Annotated in this window: 20 protein-coding genes; 16 read left to right on the top strand and 4 right to left on the bottom strand. The window is 67.2% G+C overall.

Annotated features, from left to right (window positions below):
- Positions 1–47 precede the first annotated feature (47 nt).
- Positions 48–1,052, bottom strand: coding sequence for a magnesium chelatase ATPase subunit I (bchI, locus tag DKT77_RS08565; RefSeq protein ID WP_109811291.1), 1,005 nt, complete (start codon positions 1,050–1,052; stop codon positions 48–50).
- A complete protein-coding gene (gene crtA, locus DKT77_RS08560; RefSeq protein WP_274520067.1) occupies positions 1,049–1,789 on the bottom strand; it encodes a spheroidene monooxygenase in 741 nt (246 codons plus the stop codon). The genes bchI and crtA overlap by 4 nt, the downstream gene beginning before the upstream one ends.
- A 115-nt stretch (positions 1,790–1,904) precedes the next feature.
- On the opposite strand from crtA, the gene DKT77_RS08555 reads away from it, so the two are divergent.
- From DKT77_RS08555 to tspO, 3 genes are read left to right on the top strand one after another with little or no spacing between them, the layout of a single operon-like run.
- Positions 1,905–3,452, top strand: coding sequence for a phytoene desaturase (locus DKT77_RS08555; RefSeq protein ID WP_109811289.1), 1,548 nt, complete (start codon positions 1,905–1,907; stop codon positions 3,450–3,452).
- On the top strand, positions 3,449–4,573 hold the full coding sequence (gene crtB, locus DKT77_RS08550) for a 15-cis-phytoene synthase (RefSeq protein WP_109811288.1): 1,125 nt from the start codon (positions 3,449–3,451) through the stop codon (positions 4,571–4,573). The genes DKT77_RS08555 and crtB overlap by 4 nt, the downstream gene beginning before the upstream one ends.
- A gap of 5 nt (positions 4,574–4,578) precedes the next feature.
- Complete coding sequence (tspO, locus tag DKT77_RS08545; protein ID WP_109811287.1) at positions 4,579–5,055, top strand: tryptophan-rich sensory protein TspO; 477 nt, start codon at positions 4,579–4,581, stop codon at positions 5,053–5,055.
- An 18-nt stretch (positions 5,056–5,073) separates the two neighbouring features.
- Here tspO and crtC read toward each other — a convergent pair whose 3' ends face one another.
- Together crtC and crtD are read right to left on the bottom strand one after the other, a co-directional pair.
- The gene (crtC, locus tag DKT77_RS08540; protein WP_109811395.1) at positions 5,074–5,952 is read right to left on the bottom strand and encodes a carotenoid 1,2-hydratase; all 879 of its coding nucleotides are present in this window, start codon (positions 5,950–5,952) and stop codon (positions 5,074–5,076) included.
- Complete coding sequence (gene crtD / locus DKT77_RS08535; RefSeq protein WP_109811286.1) at positions 5,949–7,496, bottom strand: 1-hydroxycarotenoid 3,4-desaturase CrtD; 1,548 nt, start codon at positions 7,494–7,496, stop codon at positions 5,949–5,951. The genes crtC and crtD overlap by 4 nt, the downstream gene beginning before the upstream one ends.
- Before the next feature lie 100 nt (positions 7,497–7,596).
- Between crtD and DKT77_RS08530 the strand changes: the two genes are divergently transcribed.
- From DKT77_RS08530 to pufC, 13 genes are all read left to right on the top strand, one after another.
- Positions 7,597–8,469: a polyprenyl synthetase family protein gene (locus DKT77_RS08530; RefSeq protein ID WP_109811285.1), complete on the top strand. Its 873-nt coding sequence runs from the start codon at positions 7,597–7,599 to the stop codon at positions 8,467–8,469.
- An 88-nt stretch (positions 8,470–8,557) separates the two neighbouring features.
- Positions 8,558–9,703, top strand: coding sequence for a methyltransferase (locus DKT77_RS08525; protein WP_420798309.1), 1,146 nt, complete (start codon positions 8,558–8,560; stop codon positions 9,701–9,703).
- Between the two features lie 94 nt (positions 9,704–9,797).
- The gene (bchC, locus tag DKT77_RS08520; protein WP_109811284.1) at positions 9,798–10,739 is read left to right on the top strand and encodes a chlorophyll synthesis pathway protein BchC; all 942 of its coding nucleotides are present in this window, start codon (positions 9,798–9,800) and stop codon (positions 10,737–10,739) included.
- Positions 10,736–11,743, top strand: coding sequence for a chlorophyllide a reductase iron protein subunit X (locus DKT77_RS08515; RefSeq protein ID WP_109811283.1), 1,008 nt, complete (start codon positions 10,736–10,738; stop codon positions 11,741–11,743). The genes bchC and DKT77_RS08515 overlap by 4 nt, the downstream gene beginning before the upstream one ends.
- Complete coding sequence (locus DKT77_RS20940) at positions 11,730–11,882, top strand: hypothetical protein (RefSeq protein WP_238547760.1); 153 nt, start codon at positions 11,730–11,732, stop codon at positions 11,880–11,882. The genes DKT77_RS08515 and DKT77_RS20940 overlap by 14 nt, the downstream gene beginning before the upstream one ends.
- A complete protein-coding gene (gene bchY / locus DKT77_RS08510; RefSeq protein WP_238547759.1) occupies positions 11,879–13,438 on the top strand; it encodes a chlorophyllide a reductase subunit Y in 1,560 nt (519 codons plus the stop codon). Before DKT77_RS20940 ends, bchY begins: the two co-directional genes overlap by 4 nt.
- A 97-nt stretch (positions 13,439–13,535) precedes the next feature.
- Entirely contained in the window at positions 13,536–15,026 is a 1,491-nt protein-coding gene (bchZ, locus tag DKT77_RS08505; RefSeq protein WP_109811282.1) for a chlorophyllide a reductase subunit Z, read from the top strand.
- Positions 15,023–15,244, top strand: a complete 222-nt coding sequence (gene pufQ, locus DKT77_RS08500) for a cytochrome PufQ (protein ID WP_109811281.1) — start codon at positions 15,023–15,025, stop codon at positions 15,242–15,244. Before bchZ ends, pufQ begins: the two co-directional genes overlap by 4 nt.
- Positions 15,245–15,375: 131 nt before the next feature.
- Positions 15,376–15,525: a light-harvesting antenna LH1, beta subunit gene (gene pufB, locus DKT77_RS08495; protein WP_109811280.1), complete on the top strand. Its 150-nt coding sequence runs from the start codon at positions 15,376–15,378 to the stop codon at positions 15,523–15,525.
- A gap of 14 nt (positions 15,526–15,539) precedes the next feature.
- On the top strand, positions 15,540–15,707 hold the full coding sequence (pufA, locus tag DKT77_RS08490; protein ID WP_109811279.1) for a light-harvesting antenna LH1, alpha subunit: 168 nt from the start codon (positions 15,540–15,542) through the stop codon (positions 15,705–15,707).
- A gap of 111 nt (positions 15,708–15,818) precedes the next feature.
- Positions 15,819–16,658, top strand: coding sequence for a photosynthetic reaction center subunit L (pufL, locus tag DKT77_RS08485; RefSeq protein ID WP_109811278.1), 840 nt, complete (start codon positions 15,819–15,821; stop codon positions 16,656–16,658).
- Between the two features lie 3 nt (positions 16,659–16,661).
- Entirely contained in the window at positions 16,662–17,651 is a 990-nt protein-coding gene (gene pufM, locus DKT77_RS08480) for a photosynthetic reaction center subunit M (protein WP_109811277.1), read from the top strand.
- A 1-nt stretch (position 17,652) separates the two neighbouring features.
- Positions 17,653–18,771 carry a photosynthetic reaction center cytochrome PufC gene (gene pufC / locus DKT77_RS08475; protein WP_109811276.1) on the top strand — a complete coding sequence of 373 codons (1,119 nt, stop codon included), beginning with the start codon at positions 17,653–17,655 and terminating at the stop codon, positions 18,769–18,771.
- Positions 18,772–18,972: the final 201 nt, after the last annotated feature.

Raw genomic sequence — 18,972 nt, 5'->3', positions numbered from 1 at the left:
GTCTTTGCCGTCGTCGTCCATGTCCATGTCCGGCAGCGGGGCGGCTGTCATGCCAGCACGTCGTCCACGATCCGTGCGACACGGGTCGCGCTGCCCGCCTCGTCCAGCGGGTCGCGTCGCAGACGGTGGCTCAGCGCCATCGCCGACACGCGGCGCAGGTGATCGCGGGTGATCGCACCGGCGTCCTCGAAAGCGGCGAGTGCGCGGGCGGTGCGCAGCAGCGTCAACTCCCCCCGCAGCCCGTCGGAGCCGAGTGCCAGGCAAAGCCCGGCGCAGTCCCGCAGGGTCGCGTCGGAGCTTTCGACACGGCCGATCGCGGCACGCGCGGCCACGATCCGGTCGCGCAGCGCGGCGTCCTGTGGGGCCCAGGTGGCCATGAACGCATCTGTGTCACGCTCGAACGCGTCGCGGCGGCGGATCACCTCGATCCGCTCGTCGATATCGGTGGGCGACTTCACGTCCACCGACAGTCCGAACCGGTCCAGAAGCTGGGGTCGCAGTTCACCTTCCTCCGGGTTGCCCGAGCCGACCAGTACGAAGCGCGCGGCATGGCGGATCGACAGGCCCTCGCGTTCCACGACGTTCTCGCCCGATTGCGCCACGTCCAGCAGCAGATCGACGATGTGATCCTCCAGCAGGTTCGCCTCGTCGATATAGAGGTACCCCCGGTTGGCCCGCGCGAGCAGCCCTGGCTCGAACGCCTTCTCGCCGCGGGTCAGCGCCCGTTCGATATCAAGCGCGCCGACCACCCGGTCCTCGGTCGCGCCCAGTGGCAGGTCGATCACCGGGGTCGGGCGCGTCACGATCCTGTCGGAGCTGACGTTGGCCCAGTCCGGGCAGTCCGCGTGTCGGGCGGAATTGACCGGGCAGCCCTCCACAACTTCGATCGGCGGCAGCAGGGCGGCCAGCGCGCGCACGGCGGTCGACTTGCCGGTGCCGCGGTCGCCGAACACCAGCACACCGCCGATGCCGGGGTCGATGGCCGTGAGGATCATGGCCAGTTTCATGTCGTCCTGGCCGACAATGGCCGTAAACGGGAAGGGAGAAGTCATGCAGCGTCTTTCCGGGTCTTCATCGGGTCTGTGCCACCCCAGCTGCCGCGCGTGTCCTGCACACGGAACCGGGCGTAGAGTTCTTCCGAGAACCACGCGCCCTCGCGCACGGCGCGGATGGCGCGGGCGTGAGGGCCGTCGGCACGGGCGAACCGGGCCATGCTGGCCGCATCGGGCCAGATCGAAAACGTGACCTGATGCAGCAGGGGGACCTCGCCGATGCCGATCTTGAACAGCACGCTGGGATCGGCGCCGATCACGGTCGAGATGTCGGGCACGCGGCGCCAGAAGCGTGCCGCCACGGCGGGGCGGATGGTGGCCCGGGTCAGCGCTGCGATTGGCTCGCTGGCGTGTCCGCCCTCCGTGACAGGTGCGAAGGGCGTGTGCCCGGACCATTGGCCCCGCGCGCTGGTCGGTGTCAGGAAAAGATGCCAGTTTTCCGCCGCGCGCCGCGCATGGCGGGCGAAGACCGCGGCGGTCTCGGTGCGACTGCGCGCCGTGGCAAGATCCGGCCAAGTGGCCAGCACCGCGTAGACGGCTGTGTTGGGCACCGGGGTGAAGCCTTCGCCGGTACCAGAGCCGCAAAGCTTCCAGAAACCGATATCTGGGGTGCGCGCCAGGGCGGGCCGGGCAAGCCCCATCTGAGTGAAGGCCCAGACCCGGTTCGCGAGGCCGTGAAACCGGAACAGGCTGAGGCTGACGGTTTGGATGGCGCGACTCCCTTTCAATAGTGTCAACTAAGTCTGACACGTGCTAGGCTCGAGGAAAAGGGATTCCCGCTTTGTTGCCGTTTTGGCCGCAGTGTGATCCGATGTTGTCAATCGGACTGGACAGTCCTACTGTGGAGGCGTGATGACACAGGTCGATCCGAAGCTGGCGGCGCAAGTGCAGCGTGCGTCCGCACCACACGCGTTGGTCGTGGGCGCTGGCCTTGGCGGGCTGGCATCCGCCATGCGGCTGGGGGCCAAGGGCTACCGGGTTACGGTCATCGACCGGCTCGACATGCCCGGCGGGCGGGGCAGTGCGCTCTATCGCGGCGGACACCGGTTCGACCTCGGGCCGACCATCGTGACCGTGCCGCAGACCCTGCGCGAATTGTGGGCAGCTTGCGGGCGCGATTTCGACGCCGACGTGGACCTGCGCGCGCTCGACCCGTTCTACGAGATCCGCTGGAACGACGGGTCCGTCTTCCGCGCGACCGGCGATACCGATGCGATGCGCGCCGAGGTCGCGCGCCTGTCGCCGTCGGATCTGCCGGGCTATGACCGTTTCCTGAAGGACAGTGAAGCGCGATACGCGTTCGGATTCGAGGATCTCGGCCGCAGGTCGATGCACCGCTTCGCCGACCTTCTCAAGGTGCTGCCGACTTTCGCGATGATGCGCGCAGACCGGTCGGTCTATGCCCATGCCTGCCGCCGCGTGAAAGACGCGCGGTTGCGTATGGCGCTGTCGTTCCATCCGCTGTTCATCGGAGGCGACCCGCTGCATGTCACGTCAATGTACATCCTTGTCAGCTATCTAGAAAAGCAGTTCGGGGTGCACTACGCGATGGGCGGAGTAGCCGCCATCGCGCGGGCGATGGCCGAGGTTATCGAAGGGCAGGGCGGCACGCTGCGTTTCGAGACCGAAGTTGACGAGATCCTTGTCCGAGACGGCACGGCGCGCGGCGTGAAGCTGGCCGGAGGCGAGGTGATCGCCGCCGACATCGTGGTGTCGAACGCCGATGCTGGCCACACCTACGACCGGTTGCTGCGCAACGCGCCGCGGCGCCGTTGGACCGCGCCGCGCCTGAAGCGCACGAGGTGGTCCATGGGGCTTTACGTGTGGTATTTCGGTACAAAGGGCACCCGCGAGATGTGGTCCGATATCGGGCATCACACGATACTGAACGCGCCGCGCTACAAGGGACTGCTGCAGGACATCTTCATGAAAGGCCGCTTGTCCGACGACATGAGCCTGTACGTGCACCGGCCGAGCGTCACCGACCCGAGCGTCGCGCCGGAGGGGGATGACACGTTCTACGTGCTCAGCCCGGTGCCGCATCTGGGCCATGACAACGGGGTGGACTGGGCGACCGAAGAAGAGCCCTACCGCGAGAAGATGCTGGCGATGCTGGAGGCGCAGGGCCTTCCGGGCCTGCGCGAGCGGATCACTGTGCAGGAGACCTTCACTCCCGAGACGTTCCGCGACCGCTACCTGTCGCCGCTCGGCTCGGGTTTCTCCATCGAACCGCGCATCCTGCAAAGCGCGTGGTTCCGGCCGCACAACATCAGCGAGGAGGCGAAGGGCCTCTACCTTGTCGGCGCGGGCACCCATCCGGGCGCTGGCCTTCCGGGCGTGATCTCCAGCGCCGAGGTTCTGGGCAAGCTGGTGCCCGATGCCGCGACGGTGACGCAATGACAGGCGCCGCCGCGCCGCGGCCCACCGGCCCGCTGGGCGTGCCGACGCTGGCGCCGTCGGCTGCTCCGGCAGCGCGCCCCCGCACCATCGCGCCCGAAGATCTGGCCTACTGCGCCGACGCGATCCGCCACGGGTCGCTGTCGTTCCATGCGGCATCGCGGCTATTGCCGCATTCGGTGCGCGACCCGGCGCTGGCTCTTTATGCCTTCTGTCGTCTGGCGGATGACGCCGTCGACCTTCAGGACGAGAAGGCGGCGGCGGTGCTGTCGCTGCGCGACCGGCTGGACGCCGTCTATGTCGGCCGTCCGCGCAACGCCGCGCCCGACCGGGCCTTCGCCGCGATGGTGGAGGCACATGACATGCCCCGCGCGCTGCCCGAGGCGCTGCTGGAAGGGCTGGCCTGGGACGCGATGGACCGGCGCTATGCCAACATCTCGGAATTGCGGGCCTATTCTGCGCGCGTCGCCTCGGCGGTGGGGGCGATGATGTGCGTGCTGATGGGGGTGCGCGATGCGCAGGCGCTGGCTCGGGCCTGCGATCTCGGCGTTGCGATGCAACTGACCAACATCGCGCGTGACGTGGGCGAAGATGCCCGCGAAGGGCGTCTCTACTTGCCGACCGACTGGCTGGAGGAGGCCGGGATCGACCCGGCGCGCTTTCTTGCCGACCCGCTTCCCAGCCGGGCGATCCGGTCTATGGTGGGCCGCCTCGTGCGCGAGGCCGACACGCTTTATGCACGCTCCGAAGCGGGGGTGGCCGCGCTGCCGCTGGCCTGCCGACCCGGCATCTTCGCGGCGCGCTACATCTACGCGGGCATCGCGGGACGGGTGCGGCGCGCGGGGCACGACAGTATCGGCAGCCGCGCGCGGACGGGCACCGCTGCCAAACTGGGCTGGCTGGCTCTGTCCGCGGGCCGTGCGGCGGGCACGTTGGTGATGCCCCGCTCACCCCTGCTTTACGCCCGCCCGCTGCCCGAGGTCGCATTCCTTGTGGAAGCCGCCGCGGGCAAGGCGCCCGCACAGAGCGGCCGCGCCGAGGCGCTTGTCGCACTCTTTGCGCAGCTCGAACGGCGCGACCGGCGCCGCGACACCTTGAATGACGGGCGCCAGTGGGCTAGCTGACCCTTATGGTTTACGTGCTGTTCTTCGTATTTCTGGCCGCCTGCGTCGCGGCCGGGTCCACCGGTGGGCTGTTCCCGCCGGGAAAATGGTACGAAGCATTGAACAAACCGCGCTGGACGCCGCCGGACTGGGTGTTTCCCGTTGCCTGGGGCGTCCTTTATCTTTGCATCGCCGCCGCCGCCGCGCGTGTTGCCATGCTGCCCGGTGCGGGGCTCGCGATGGCGTTCTGGGCGCTTCAGGTTGCGCTCAACGGGTTGTGGACGCCGGTTTTCTTCGGGCTCAAGCGCATACGCCTTGGCCTCGTGGTCGTCTGCACGCTCTGGGCGGTTGTCGCGGCGACAATGGTGCTGCTGTATATCCAGGACCCGTTCGCGGGACTGCTGTTCGTGCCCTACCTTCTGTGGGTCACGATCGCCAGCGCCCTGAATTTCGCTGTCATGCGCCTCAACCCGCGCGAGGCCGCAGGCCCAGCGGCGGCCTGACCGGGATCGGTCGGTCCTTCAGCGATCGAAGGACCACCCGGCGCGGCGCGGCACCCGTACAGCCAGCATCGGCTTGAGCAACGGCGAACGGAAGCGGCGCAGGTCCAGCGCCTCGTGCACGCCCACGGTCCGCTGCCCATCAATCTGCGTTTCCACCATCGACCGGCTATAGAACGGCGCCTCCAGCATGGCCTTGACCTGCCGGGGCCGGAAGCCCGGATCGGCCCGTGTTTCGCGCCGCACGGCCCACATGCTGCGGCGCATCGGGGTCAGTGGAGGCGGCGCCGGATCGATGGCGGCTTGGCCATTCGCGTCGAAACGGATCGCGGTGGCCAGCGTGCTACCGTCCAGCCGCGTGGCATCGTAGAAGCAGGTCGCCCCTTTCCCGGAAGGATAGCGGCCCCAGGTCCAGAAGCTGAAATCCTCCTCAAGCGCGCGGGTTCCGAAATTGGCATCGAAATAGCCGTGTCCGGACCATTGCCAGCCCGGCGCATGCAGGTCGACCGTGATGTCGGAACTGGGGGCGAAGGGCCGCCAGACATGGGCGCCGTCCGGGGTCAGTGGCAGTTCCACGCCGGTTACAGCGCGCGGCGTCACGGTGATGGATCCGCGCACCCGGCTGATGACCGGCGGGGCTGATACTTCGTCGATGTCGATGCGCAGGCGCGCGCCGTCCCAGTGCAGGGCGCTTGGCCCGACGGTGAAACTGTTCTCGGTCTGGTGCAGCGCGGCGCGGCCCCTGTCGGTCATCGTGAACCGCCCGCCCGGTCCGTACGTCGCCACGTTGATGCAGACGTGGTTGTCCGGCGACCTTCGCCCCGACCAGCGATACCATGGCGAAAAGACTGACCCGATGAAGGCGATGACCGAAACCGCGCGGCTGCCGCAGTCGCTTATCCCGTCGATGTACCACCAGGCGTAACCGTTGGCCGGGACGTCGAGGTCGAAGCGAGGTCCGTCAAGATCGCCGCGGCCGCGTGCCGCGCGGAGAGAGTCGCCATCGGCACGCCCGCCCCCGGGTGTGTCCCGCCCCCCGCCAGGTACAGACCCGGCACCGCGCTGCGCGCCACCGGACGCTGGAACGCCGCCATCAGCCCATGCGGGCTCTGCCCGTAGAGGGATCCGGCCGAGCCCGGGAACAGCGCCTCGAAGTCGGTCGGCGTGGTCAGCGCGCTTTTGTCTGGCACCGGCGTCAGGTTCAGTCCGAACCGGCCCAGCGTCTCGAAACACTGTGTTGGACATGGGGCGGTCTCCTGTTCGGGGGCGTCCGCATAGGGCAGCGGCGGCGCGTTCATGATGATTTCGAATCGTTCCAGCCCGGCGGGCGGGGTCTCCTGCCCGCGATCCTCCGCGCACAGGTAGATGGTCGGGTCGCGGGGGAACCGCCCGGCGCGCAGATCGTCGAATTCGGCCCGAGGATCTGCGCAGAAGAAGACGTTGTGATGCACCAGCGGCAACCCCTGGGCGTTCGCGGCAAAGGCGTAGACCCGCGCGGAAAGGCTGCGCTCCGCGCGGGCGGTTTCGGGCGCGGCGGAAGCGATGGGCTGTCCCAGCAGGCCGAGGCTCAGCGCGCGTGGATCGCCGTTGAACAGCACCGCCCGCCCGGCGAGGCGCGTGCCGTCCGCCAGCCTCACGCCGCTCGCGCGCCCGCCACCGGTTTCCACCTCGGTCACCTCGGCGTCATAGCGGAATTGCACACCTCGCGCGGCGGCGAGATCGGCGATGGCGCGCGCGAGCGCGTGCATGCCGCCTGTCACAGTCCAGACGCCGGCGGCCTCGGCCTGCCACACCAGTGCGAGGATGCCGGGAGACTGGTAGGGCGAGCCGCCCACATAGGTGGCGTAACGTCCGAAGAGTTGCGCAAGACGCGGGTCGGAAAAGGCCTTCGCAAGAACCTGCGCCAACGAGGAATTGGGCGCCATGAGCGGGATCAGGGCGGGCTGCGCCATCACTTTGCGGGTCAGCGTGGCGACGCTGGGCTGCGCGGTGCGCATCATCGGTGCATCGAAGGCCGCGAACAGCCGGGCCGCCCGCTGCGAGAAGCGCCGGAATTCCTTTTCGGCGCGGGGGCCCGCGAAGCCCCGGACCGCGGCGGCGCTGGCCTCGGGGTCGGCATGCAGGTCCAGTGTGGCGCCGTCCGGCCACCAATGCCGCGCGAGGATCTCCTGCCGCCGCAGCGTCACGTGATCGTCAAGCCGTGCTCCCGACGCTTCAAAAAGATCGTCGAAGACGTGGCGCATGGTCAGCACCGTTGGCCCGGCATCGACCGGCCCGGCATCGCTGGGCAGGGTGCGCATCTTGCCGCCCGGACCCGCCGCCCGTTCGAGTACCGTGACGGGCAGGCCCGCCGCGGACAGGCGCAGCGCCGCGGCAAGGCCGCCGATACCGGCGCCAACGATCAGTACCGGTGCCCCGGGCATGGCTCTGCTGCTCTGGTTCATGAAGCTTCTCCCTGTTGGGAATTGTTGACTCAACGCCACCAAGTGTCCACTGTAATTTACACACCGACTGTACCGAATATCTGACAGAGCAGGAACTGACATGGATCTCGACACCCGCATCGACCGCGCCGTCACCAGGTCCGTTGCCCTCGGGCGAGGCGGGGCCGCACCGCAGAAGCTGTCTTCGGCGCTGACCTATGCGACGACGCCGGGCGGCGCCCGTATCAGGCCGACGATCCTGATGTCCGTGGCGCTGGCCTGCGGCGACGACCAACCCGAGGTGTCGGAGGCCGCCGCGGCCGCGCTGGAGTTGATTCACTGCGCCAGCCTGGTGCATGACGACCTGCCATGTTTCGACGATGCGGACCTGCGCCGGGGCAAGCCCAGCGTGCACCGCGCCTATTCCGAACCACTGGCGGTACTGACGGGCGACAGCCTGATCGTACTGGCCTTCGAAGTGCTGGGGCGTGCCGCCGCGGTAGATCCGTCCCGTGCCGCGGCGCTGGTTCTGACACTGGCGCAGCGCACCGGCATGCCGGGCGGGATCTGCGCCGGGCAGGGTTGGGAAAGTGAGCAGGAGGTCGATCTTGCTGCTTATCACCGCTCCAAGACCGGCGCGCTTTTCATCGCGGCGACTCGCATGGGCGCCATTGCGGCCGGGCACGAGGATCCGGACGCCTGGGAAGATCTTGGCGCCTGCATCGGCGAGGCGTTCCAGGTCGCCGACGATCTGAGGGACGCGCTTTATGACGCCGAGACACTGGGCAAGCCTGCTGGACAGGACGAACTGCACGCGCGCCCCAGCGCGGTGGCGGAATTCGGGGTGGACGGTGCGATCCGGCGGCTGAAGGACATTCTTGGCGGGGCGATCTCGTCGATCCCGGCCTGTCCGGGTGAAGCCGCCCTTGCGCGCATGGTGCGGATGCAGGCCGAACGCCTGACACCCGTTGCCCCTGCGCACAGCCGCAGCTGAACCGGTGTCCGACGTTGCCCATGACGGGCCTGGCCGGGCGGCGCCCGCGCACCCCTTGACCGATCCGGGCCCGCGCGGATCGCGCGATGTGACGAACGGTGCGCTGCGCCTGTTCCGGCCGGGCTGGACGCTGCGGCTGATCGCGCGTCCCGGCTTCCAGGCCTTCGCGGCCCGCGTGCCCGGTCTTCGGGGTATCGCCCGGCGCGAGGGGCAGGAACTGTTCGACCTTGTGTCCGGGTTCGTGCGCGCGCAGGTGCTGATGGCGCTGGTGCAACTCGACATTCCGGCCCGGTTGCTGGACGGGCCGCGCGCGCCCGGCGATCTGGCGCCTGCTGCCGGTCTTGGCGACGACAGAATGGCGTTGCTGTTGCAGGCTGGGGCGGGGATCGGCCTGCTGAAGCGGCGGCGCGACGGGCGCTTCGCCTTGGCCCGAAAAGGGGCCGCGCTGCTGGGAGTGCCGGGCCTGTCCGCGATGATCCGGCATCACGACGTATTCTACCGTGACCTGGCCGATCCCGTGGCGCTGCTGCGCGGCGAGACCGACACCGAACTGGCGCATTTCTGGCCCTACGTGTTCGGTGCGAGGGGCGCCGTACCCGACAGGGTGACGCAACTTTACTCCGACTTGATGGCCGACAGCCAGGGGCTCGTGGCGCAGGACACGCTTGCGCAGGTGCGACTCGGCAGCGTCCGGCGCCTGCTGGATGTCGGGGGAGGGTCGGGCGCCTTCGTGGCGGCGGTCTGCGCCGCGCATCCGGCGCTCCGCGCGACGGTGTTCGACCTGCCTGCGGTGATGCCGTCCGCCCGCGCGCGGCTGCGCGATGCAGGGCTGGAGAATCGGGTGGACCTGCACGCCGGATCGTTCCGGGACGACCCGCTGCCGCGCGGCGCCGACGCGATCAGCCTTGTGCGCGTGCTTTACGACCATTCCGACGAGACGGTGAGTGCGCTTCTCGCGGCGGTGTTTGACGCGCTGCCGCCCGGCGGACGGCTGCTGATCTCTGAGCCGATGGGCGGTGGGGCGCGGCCCGATCCGTCGGGCGATGTGTATTTCGCGTTCTACACGCTGGCGATGCGCACCGGTCGTGCGCGATCCGCCGAACGAATCGCGCAGTTGTGCCGCGATGCGGGCTTCGAAGGGCTGCGCTGCCCGCGTCCGGCCCGCCCTTATGTCACCTCGGTTGTGGAGGCGTTCAAACCTGGCGCGAAGTTTCGCGAGTCAAGTGTCAAATAAAATTGACACCGCAGACTGTAAGGCTAGACTGACACATAGCACCGGAGTCTCGCCACGCATGGCGGCGGGACGGCGCGGAGGGGGAGGACCAGACATGCACACGACCGCAGTTCTTCTGACTGGCCCGCGCGATCTGGACCTGCACGACGTCGCCCTTAAGGCGCCTGGCGCTGGCGACATCGTGGTGGACATCCGCTATTCAGGCATTTCCACCGGCACCGAAAAACTGTTCTGGTCCGGGCAGATGCCGCCGTTTCCCGGCATGGGCTACCCGCTGGTGCCGGGTTACGAGGCCGCAGGCGAAGTGGTCGAGGCCGCGCCGGGCTGCGGCTTCCGGCCCGGTGATCACGTCTTCGTTCCGGGCGCAAATTGCTATGATGGCGCGTTCGGCCTGTTCGGCGGCGCGGCGCGCCGCATCGTGACGGCCGCCGACCGGGTGACGCGCGTCGATTCGGCGCTGGGGCCGGAAGGCGCGCTGCTGGCGCTGGCGGCGACGGCGCGGCACGCGCTGGCCGGGTTGGGCCGCGCAGTGCCGGACCTGATCGTCGGCCACGGCACGCTGGGCCGCCTTCTGGCGCGACTCACCCTGGCATCCGGCGCACCCGCGCCAACCGTCTGGGAGATCGACCCGGACCGCCGCGGCGGGGCCGATGGCTACGACGTGATCGACCCTGCGGACGATCCGCGCCGCGACTACCGCGCGATCTTTGACGCATCTGGCAATGGCGCGCTGCTGAACGACCTCGTCGGGCGCCTGTCGCGCGGCGGCGAGATCGTTCTGGCCGGATTCTACACCGATCCGCTCAGCTTCGCATTTCCGCCTGCCTTCATGAAGGAGGCGCGCTTTCGCATCGCGGCCGAATGGACGCGGGACGACCTGCACGTGACCCGTGCGCTGATCGAGGCCGGGGCGCTGTCGCTGTCCGGTCTAATCACCCACCAACGCCCGGCAGCCGACGCGGCGGGGGCCTACCGGACGGCTTTCACCGACCCCGCCTGCCTGAAGATGATCCTGGACTGGAGTGCCACCGCATGAGCCTCGACGACATCCCGAACCTGAAGGATTTCGACGCACGCCTCAAGGACGAGGCGGCGCAGGAGCCGACACTTGAAGTGCCGCAGTCAGAACCGACCAAGCACACACAGATCATCGCGATCTACGGCAAGGGTGGCATCGGCAAGTCGTTCACGCTGGCAAACCTGTCCTGCATGATGGCCGAGCAGGGCAAGCGCGTGCTGCTGATCGGGTGCGATCCGAAGTCCGACACCACGTCGCTGCTATTCGGCGGAAAGGCTTGCCCTACGATCATCGAAACCTCCACCCGCAAGAAACTGGCGGGCGAGGAGGTGGCGATCGGCGATGTGTGCTTCAAGCGCAACGGCGTCTTCGCGATGGAACTGGGCGGTCCGGAGGTCGGTCGCGGATGCGGCGGGCGCGGCATCATCCACGGGTTCGAGCTTCTTGAGAAGCTGGGCTTCCACGACTGGGACTTCGACTATGTCCTGCTGGATTTCCTGGGCGACGTGGTGTGCGGCGGCTTCGGCCTGCCCATCGCGCGGGACATGGCGCAGAAGGTGATCCTGGTCGCCTCCAACGACCTCCAGTCGCTCTACGTGGCCAACAACGTCTGCTCGGCCGTGCAGTATTTCCGCAAGATGGGTGGCAATGTCGGCGTCGCCGGGTTGGTCATCAACAAGGATGACGGCACGGGCGAGGCCGCGGCTTTCGCGAAATCGGTGGATATTCCGGTTCTGGCCGCGATCCCGGCCGATGACGACCTGCGCAAGAAATCCGCCAACTACCAGATCGTCGGCACGGCTGCGGGACCTTGGGGCGGGCTTTTCGCGGAACTGGCCGATGCCGTGGCGCTGGCGCCGCCGGGCCATCCCAACCCGCTGGACCAGGACGGCCTCCTGGCGCTGTTCGACAGCAAGGACACTGGCGGCGACGTAGTGCTGGAACCTGCCACCGATGCGGACATGCGCGGCAAGAAAAGCGCACCGCGCGAGAGCCTCGAAGTGGTGTATGACGATGTTTGACCTCGATCAGATGGCACGCTGGGACGAGGGGCTGGAGCGGCTCGCGCAGGGCGACGGCCGGAGCGACACCTGTTCCTCGCAGCACCGCGCGGCATCGCGCCCGCAGCAGCCCGCCCGGGAGCGGGAGGTCGCGGCATGAGCGACGAAACCCTTTATGACATGGCCGCCAAGGCCCACGTGCTGGAAGGCGACACCGTGCCCGAAGGGGCCGTGACGCCTGACGGGATGGGCTGCCACGCGCCAGGCGAGGCGCTGCAGGCGCAGGCCCGTGCCGCGGGTATGGGCGAGATCCTCGACCAGTATGCTGCGGATTATCCGAAAGGGCCGCATGATCAGCCGCAAAGCATGTGCCCGGCCTTCGGCTCCTTGCGCGTCGGGCTTCGGATGCGCCGGGTCGGCACGATGCTGTCGGGCTCGGCCTGCTGCGTCTACGGGCTGACCTTCGTGAGCCATTTTTATGGTGCCCGGCGGTCGGTCGGCTATGTGCCCTTCAACTCCGAAAGCCTCGTCACCGGCAAGCTGTTCGAGGATATCCGCGACGCGGTGCACGAGATGGCCGACCCGGACCGCTATGACGCGATCGTGGTGACGAACCTTTGCGTCCCGACCGCGTCGGGTGTGCCGCTGCGGCTCTTGCCGACCGAGATCAACGGTGTCCGGATCGTGGGCATCGACGTGCCCGGTTTTGGCGTGCCGACCCATGCGGAAGCCAAGGATATCCTTGCCGGCGCCATGCTCAACTACGCCCGCGCCGAGGCCGAGGCAGGCCCGGTGCCGCGCCCCGAGGCGGGCACAGCCGACCGGCCGGCCGTCGCGCTGATGGGAGAGATGTTCCCGGCCGACCCGATGATGATCGGCGCGATGCTGGCTCCGATGGGGCTTGCTGCCGGTCCGGTCGTGCCCTGCCGCGAATGGCGCGAGCTTTATGCCGCGCTCGACTGCGGGGTCGCGGCGGCGATCCACCCGTTCTACACGGCGTCCGTTCGGGAGTTCCAGGCGGCTGGCCGGACGGTCGTTGGCTCTGCTCCCGTGGGCCATGACGGCACTGCCGACTGGCTTGCGGCGATCGGCGCGGCCTACGGGGTCGCACCTTCGCAGGTGTCGGCGGCGCAGAACGCCTTTTTGCCTGCGATCAAGGGTGCGCTGGCCGCTACGCCGGTCGATGCGACGATCACGCTGTCAGGCTATGAAGGGTCCGAGTTGCTTGTCGCGCGGCTGCTGATCGAAAGCGGCGCACGAGTGCCCTATGTCGGCACCGCCTGCCCGAAAACACCCTGGTCGAAGGCCGATGCCGAGTGGCTCGCTGCGAAGGGCGTGACGGTGAAGTACCGCGCAAGCCTCGAGGACGATCTGGCAGCGATGGAGGCGGTGAAACCCGACCTTGCCATCGGCACCACGCCGGTCGTCCAGAAGGCGAAAGAGGCGGGGATTCCTTCGCTCTACTTCACCAACCTGATCTCTGCGCGGCCGCTTATGGGGCCCGCCGGGGCGGGTAGCCTTCAGGCTGTGGTCAATGCCGCCATCGGCAACCGCGACCGCATGGGCAAGATGCGTGGCTTCTTCGAAGGCACGGGGCAGGGCGACACCGCGGGCGTCTGGGAAGCCGCGCCGAACCTGCGGCCTGATTTCCGCGAATTGCACCAGAAGAAGCTCGACAAGCAGGCCCGTGCCGCAAAAGCGCAGGAGATGATCTGATGGTCCTCTGCCTGGCATACCACGACACGACGTTCCGCTGCGCTGGAACCCCGGCCCTTGCCGTTGCCGATAAGTCAAGCGCGGGAAAGGGGGCGTCATGCTGATCCAGGACCATGATCGCGCTGGGGGCTACTGGGGCGCCGTTTATGCCTTCACCGCAGTCAAAGGCCTGCAAGTGGTGATCGACGGCCCGGTCGGTTGCGAGAACCTGCCTGTGACATCTGTTCTGCACTACACCGACGGGCTGCCGCCCCACGAATTGCCCATCGTCGTCACCGGCCTTGGTGAGGGCGAGATGGGATCGGGCACCGAGGAAGCGATGAAGCGTGCCTGGGAAACGCTCGACCCGGCGCTGCCGTCCGTCGTCGTCACCGGCTCCATCGCCGAGATGATCGGCGGGGGCGTGACGCCGCAGGGCACATCGATCCAGCGGTTTCTGCCGCGCACCATCGACGAGGACCAGTGGCAGAGCGCCGACCGCGCGATGACCTGGATCTTCACCGAGTTCGGGATGACCAAGGGACGGATGCCGAAAGAGGCCAAGCGCGAGGAAGGTGCAGCGCCCCGCGTGAACATTCTCGGGCCGATGTACGGCACGTTCAACATGCCGTCGGACCTGGCCGAGATCCGGCGCCTCGTCGAAGGCATCGGCGCAGAGGTCAACATGGTCATGCCGCTGGGCAGCCATCTGGCCGAGATGCGCAACCTCGTGAACGCCGACGTGAACATCTGCATGTATCGCGAGTTCGGGCGCGGGCTGGCCGAGGTGCTGGGCAAGCCTTATCTGCAGGCGCCCATCGGAGTGGAAAGCACGACGCTGTTCCTGCGCAAGCTGGGCGATCTTCTGGGCCTCGACCCCGAACCCTTCATCGAACGCGAGAAGCATTCGACGCTGAAGCCGGTTTGGGATCTGTGGAGGTCGGTCACGCAGGACTTCTTCGCCACGGCAAGTTTCGCCGTGGTCGCCAACGAGACTTATGCCCGTGGCATCCGGCATTACCTGGAAAGCGATCTGGGTTTTCCCTGCGCCTTCGCGGTCGCGCGCTGCGCCGGGAAGAAGACCAACAACGAAGAAGTGCGGGCCATGCTGCACCAGAAGCGGCCGCTCGTCGTACTCGGGTCGATCAACGAGAAGATGTATCTGGCCGAGATGAAATCCGGCCATGGGCCGAGCCCGTCGTTCCTGCCCGCGTCCTTCCCCGGTGCCGCCATCCGGCGCGCTACGGGCACGCCAATAATGGGCTACGCCGGTGCGACCTACCTGCTTCAGGAGGTCTGCAACAGCCTGTTCGACGCGCTGTTCCACATCCTTCCGCTGGGCAGCGAGATGGACGCGGCCAGCGCGACCCCGACGACGCTGCGGCGCGATCTGCCCTGGGACGCCGACGCCCAGGCCGCGCTGGACCGGATCGTCGCCGAACATCCGGTCCTGACGCGGATTTCCGCCGCCAAGACCCTGCGCGACGCCGCCGAAAGCGCGGCGCTTGCCAACGGAGACGCCCGCGTGGCGCTGGAGACGGTTCAATCGCTCCAGCCTGCCGCGCGCCCTGACACACCGACCACCCCGAACGGAGGAACCCGGCCATGACGGACTTCACATCGAGCGAGGCACATCACCGCCGCCCCATGCGGCGCGGGGCCGAGTTCTACCTCTACTTCACACTGATCTTCGTGCTCGCGCTGCCGTTCTCGACGGGCAGCTGGGTGCTGGACGTGATCACGCGACGCACGCTGAACCTGCATGGTCCGCTCGCGCGCGCCTGGGCCGAGGCCGACCGCATCACGCCCCTGATTTTCTCGGTCTGACCCAAAGGTCTTGACCGGGACCAAGAGCTGCCCGCCCCGAAAGGCGGACAGAGCCCGGAGGGGACTTGCGCCCCAATGGACGACCCCGCCGCAGGGTTTGCGGCTTCAGCAAAACGATCCGGAGGAAAGTTATGGCTGACGATACCGACCTGTCCTTCACAGGTCTCACCGACGAACAGGCGCAGGAACTGCACTCTGTCTACATGAGCGGGCTCTGGCTCTTTTCGGCCGTTGCCGGCGTTGCTCATCTGGCAGTGCTGATCTGGCGTCCGTGGTTCTGAGAAAGGGTTGAACAATGGCTAAATTCTACAAGATCTGGCTCATCTTCGACCCGCGTCGCGTCTTCGTGGCACAGGGCGTGTTCCTGTTCCTGCTGGCGGCGATGATCCACCTCGTCCTGCTGTCCACCGACAGCTACAACTGGTTTGAAATCGCTGCGGAAAAGTACGAGCGCGTTCAATAACCGGTCCTCGCCGCGGGCGGGCGCAGGGCCGTCCGCCCCCGGCAAACAACACTTGGAACACGACGGCTGAGTAACCCCGAAAGGGCCGGCCGCCAAACGCGGAGACAGAAGATGGCGTTGCTCAGCTTCGAGAGAAAGTATCGCGTCCGCGGAGGGACGCTGATCGGCGGCGATCTGTTTGATTTCTGGGTGGGGCCCTTCTATGTGGGCTTCTTCGGGGTCACGACAGCCTTTTTCGCCTTGCTCGGAACCGTCCTGATTTTTTGGGGCGCTTCACAACAGGGAACCTTCAACCCCTGGCTTATCAACATCGCGCCGCCCGACCTGAGCTATGGTCTGGGCATCGCACCGCTGCTGGACGGCGGGCTTTGGCAGATCATCACGATCTGCGCGATGGGGGCCTTCTGCAGCTGGGCGCTGCGCGAGGTCGAGATCTGCCGCAAGCTGGGCATGGGGTACCACGTCCCGGTCGCCTTCAGCTTCGCGATCTTCGCCTATGCGACGCTCGTCATCTTCCGCCCGCTTCTGATGGGGGCATGGGGGCACGGCTTTCCCTACGGCATCTTCAGCCATCTCGACTGGGTCAGCAACACTGGCTACGCCTACCTGCACTTCCACTACAACCCGGCTCACATGCTGGCGGTGACCTTCTTCTTCACCACCACGCTGGCACTGGCGCTGCACGGCGCGCTGATCCTGTCGGCGGCCAACCCCGAGAAGGGCGAGGAAGCCAAGTCGCCCGACCACGAGGACACCTTCTTCCGTGACTTCATCGGGTATTCGGTCGGCACCCTGGGCATCCACCGCGTCGGGCTGCTGCTGGCGCTGAACGCGGGCTTCTGGTCGGCGGTCTGCATCATCATCTCGGGCCCGGTCTGGACCAAGGGCTGGCCGGAATGGTGGAACTGGTGGCTCACGCTGCCGATCTGGCCCTCGCAAGTAGGAATGTAAGTCATGCCTGACTATCAGAATATCTTCACGCAAGTTCAGGTGCGCGGCCCGGTCGAAATGGGCATGGCCACCGACTTCGATACCGCAAGTGAACGCGCGGGCAAGGGCGGCTTTTCCACCCTCGCCGGCTGGATCGGCAACGCGCAGCTCGGCCCGATCTACCTGGGCTGGTTCGGGCTCATCTCGCTGGTGACCGGCACTCTGTGGCTGAACATCATCGGGTTCAACATGCTGGCGCAGGTCGGCTGGTCGATCCCCGAGTTCATCCGCCAGCTGTTCTGGCTCGCGCTCGAGCCGCCAAGCCCGGAATACGGGCTGCAGATGCCGCCGCTCAACGACGGTGGCTGGTACATCATCGCGTCCTTCTTCCTGCTCATCTCGGTGATGTGCTGGTGGGCGCGCAGCTACCATCTGGCGATGCAGCACAAGATGGGCAAGCACGTCGCCTGGGCCTTCGCGTCCGCGATCTGGCTGTTCCTCGTGCTGGGCCTGTTCCGCCCGATCCTGATGGGGTCTTGGTCGGAAGCCGTGCCCTACGGGATCTTCCCGCATCTCGACTGGACCACCGCGTTCTCGATCCGCTACGGGAACCTCTACTACAACCCGTTCCACGCTCTTTCGATCGTGTTCCTCTACGGATCGGTCCTTCTGTTCGCCATGCATGGCGCGACCATCCTGGCCGTGACCCGCTACGGCGGCGACCGCGAACTCGAGCAGATCTACGACCGCGGCACAGCCTCGGAACGTGCGGCCCTGTTCTGGCGCTGGACCATGGGCTTCAACGCCACGATGGAAGGGATTCACCGCTGGGCCTGGTGGTTCGCCGTGCTGACCCCGATCACCGGCGGTATCGGGATCCTGCTGACCGGCACGGTCGTCGACAACTGGTTCATCTGGGCCCAGGAGCATCACTTCGCACCGATGTATGACGGCTCCTACGGATATGCGGACTACGGCTCTTACGAAGCCTTCATCGGACAGGAGGGGAACTGAAATGCTACCTGAGAAATGGTTCCCCGACTGGTTCGATGACTGGAACGAAAAGAACCCCAAGAACCTCTTCGGCCCTGCGATCTGGGTCGGGGTCGCCGGAAGCGCCGCCTTCGTCGCGGTGATGGCGGTGACCTGGGGCAATCCGTTCGCGCACCAGAACCTGCAGACCGGCCCACGCGGCACCGGCATGTCGGTCACCAAGTACGAAGAGGCGATCACCACGCCGGACCCGAGCATCGCCGATTATTTCGGCGAGGCTCCCTACGAGGTCGCCGAGGGCGAGCCGCTGGCACGGGACGTGTACGAGAACGTGCAGGTTCTGGGCGGCCTGACCGAAGGCAACTTCACCCGGCTGATGAACTCCATCACGTTGTGGGTGGCCCCCGATCAGGGCTGCGCCTACTGCCACGCCGGGGCGGACGAGGGCAACTATGCCGATGACGACCTCTATACCAAGGTCGTCGCGCGCAGCATGATCCAGATGACCCAGGTCATCAACGACGACTGGTACGCGCATGTGAACGCCAACGCGGAGGTGGGGGTGAACTGCTACACCTGCCATCGCGGGCAGAACGTGCCGTCCGACATCTGGTTCCGCATCGCCCCCGTGAACGAGGGCGTGGCGGGTTGGTCAGCCAACCAGAACCGGGCGACTTCGCAAAGCCAGTTCACGTCGCTTCCGTCCGACGCGCTGGAGAAGTATCTGCTCGAATACGAGTCCATCAAAGTGCACAACCTGACCGCGCACGCGAGCGAAAACCCGTCCGACCCCGGCGTCGCCACCTGGCAAAACACCGAGCGGACGTATTCGCTGATGAACTACTTCTCCAACTCGCTGGGCCGGAACTGCGTGTTCTGCCACAACTCCCGCGCCTTCTACGATCCCGCGCAGGTCACTCCGCAATGGGCGACCGCGACGCTGGGTATCGCGATGGTGCAGGAGTTGAACAACGATTGGCTCGTGCCGCTGAAGGACCTGTACCCCGAACACCGGCTTGGCCCGGTCTATGCGGATGCGCCCAAGGCGGCCTGCCGGACCTGCCACAAGGGTTATCAGAAGCCGCTGCAGGGCACGAACATGATCGCCGACTATCCCGAATTGGCGGTCATCAGCGAATAGGGCGGTGCGGCCGGTCATCGGCCGCGCCCCCTCGCCGGGTTCGGTGTTTCGTGCAGGAACGCCGGGCGCAAGGGGCGCAAGCCCCGGTTCCCTTCCTGTGGCGACAGGAACGGCGCTGCATCGGCCGAAGGGCGGATGCAGCGCCAGAGGGGCCACCCCGCACGGCCTCGGGGCCTGCGATGTTCCTTTCCCGGTCGGTCC

The sequence above is a fragment of the Meridianimarinicoccus roseus genome, assembly GCF_003172915.1.
Classification (GTDB): domain Bacteria; phylum Pseudomonadota; class Alphaproteobacteria; order Rhodobacterales; family Rhodobacteraceae; genus Meridianimarinicoccus; species Meridianimarinicoccus roseus.
The sequence above is the reverse complement of the archived record's forward strand: the minus strand, read 5'-3'. Positions and strand labels throughout refer to the sequence as shown.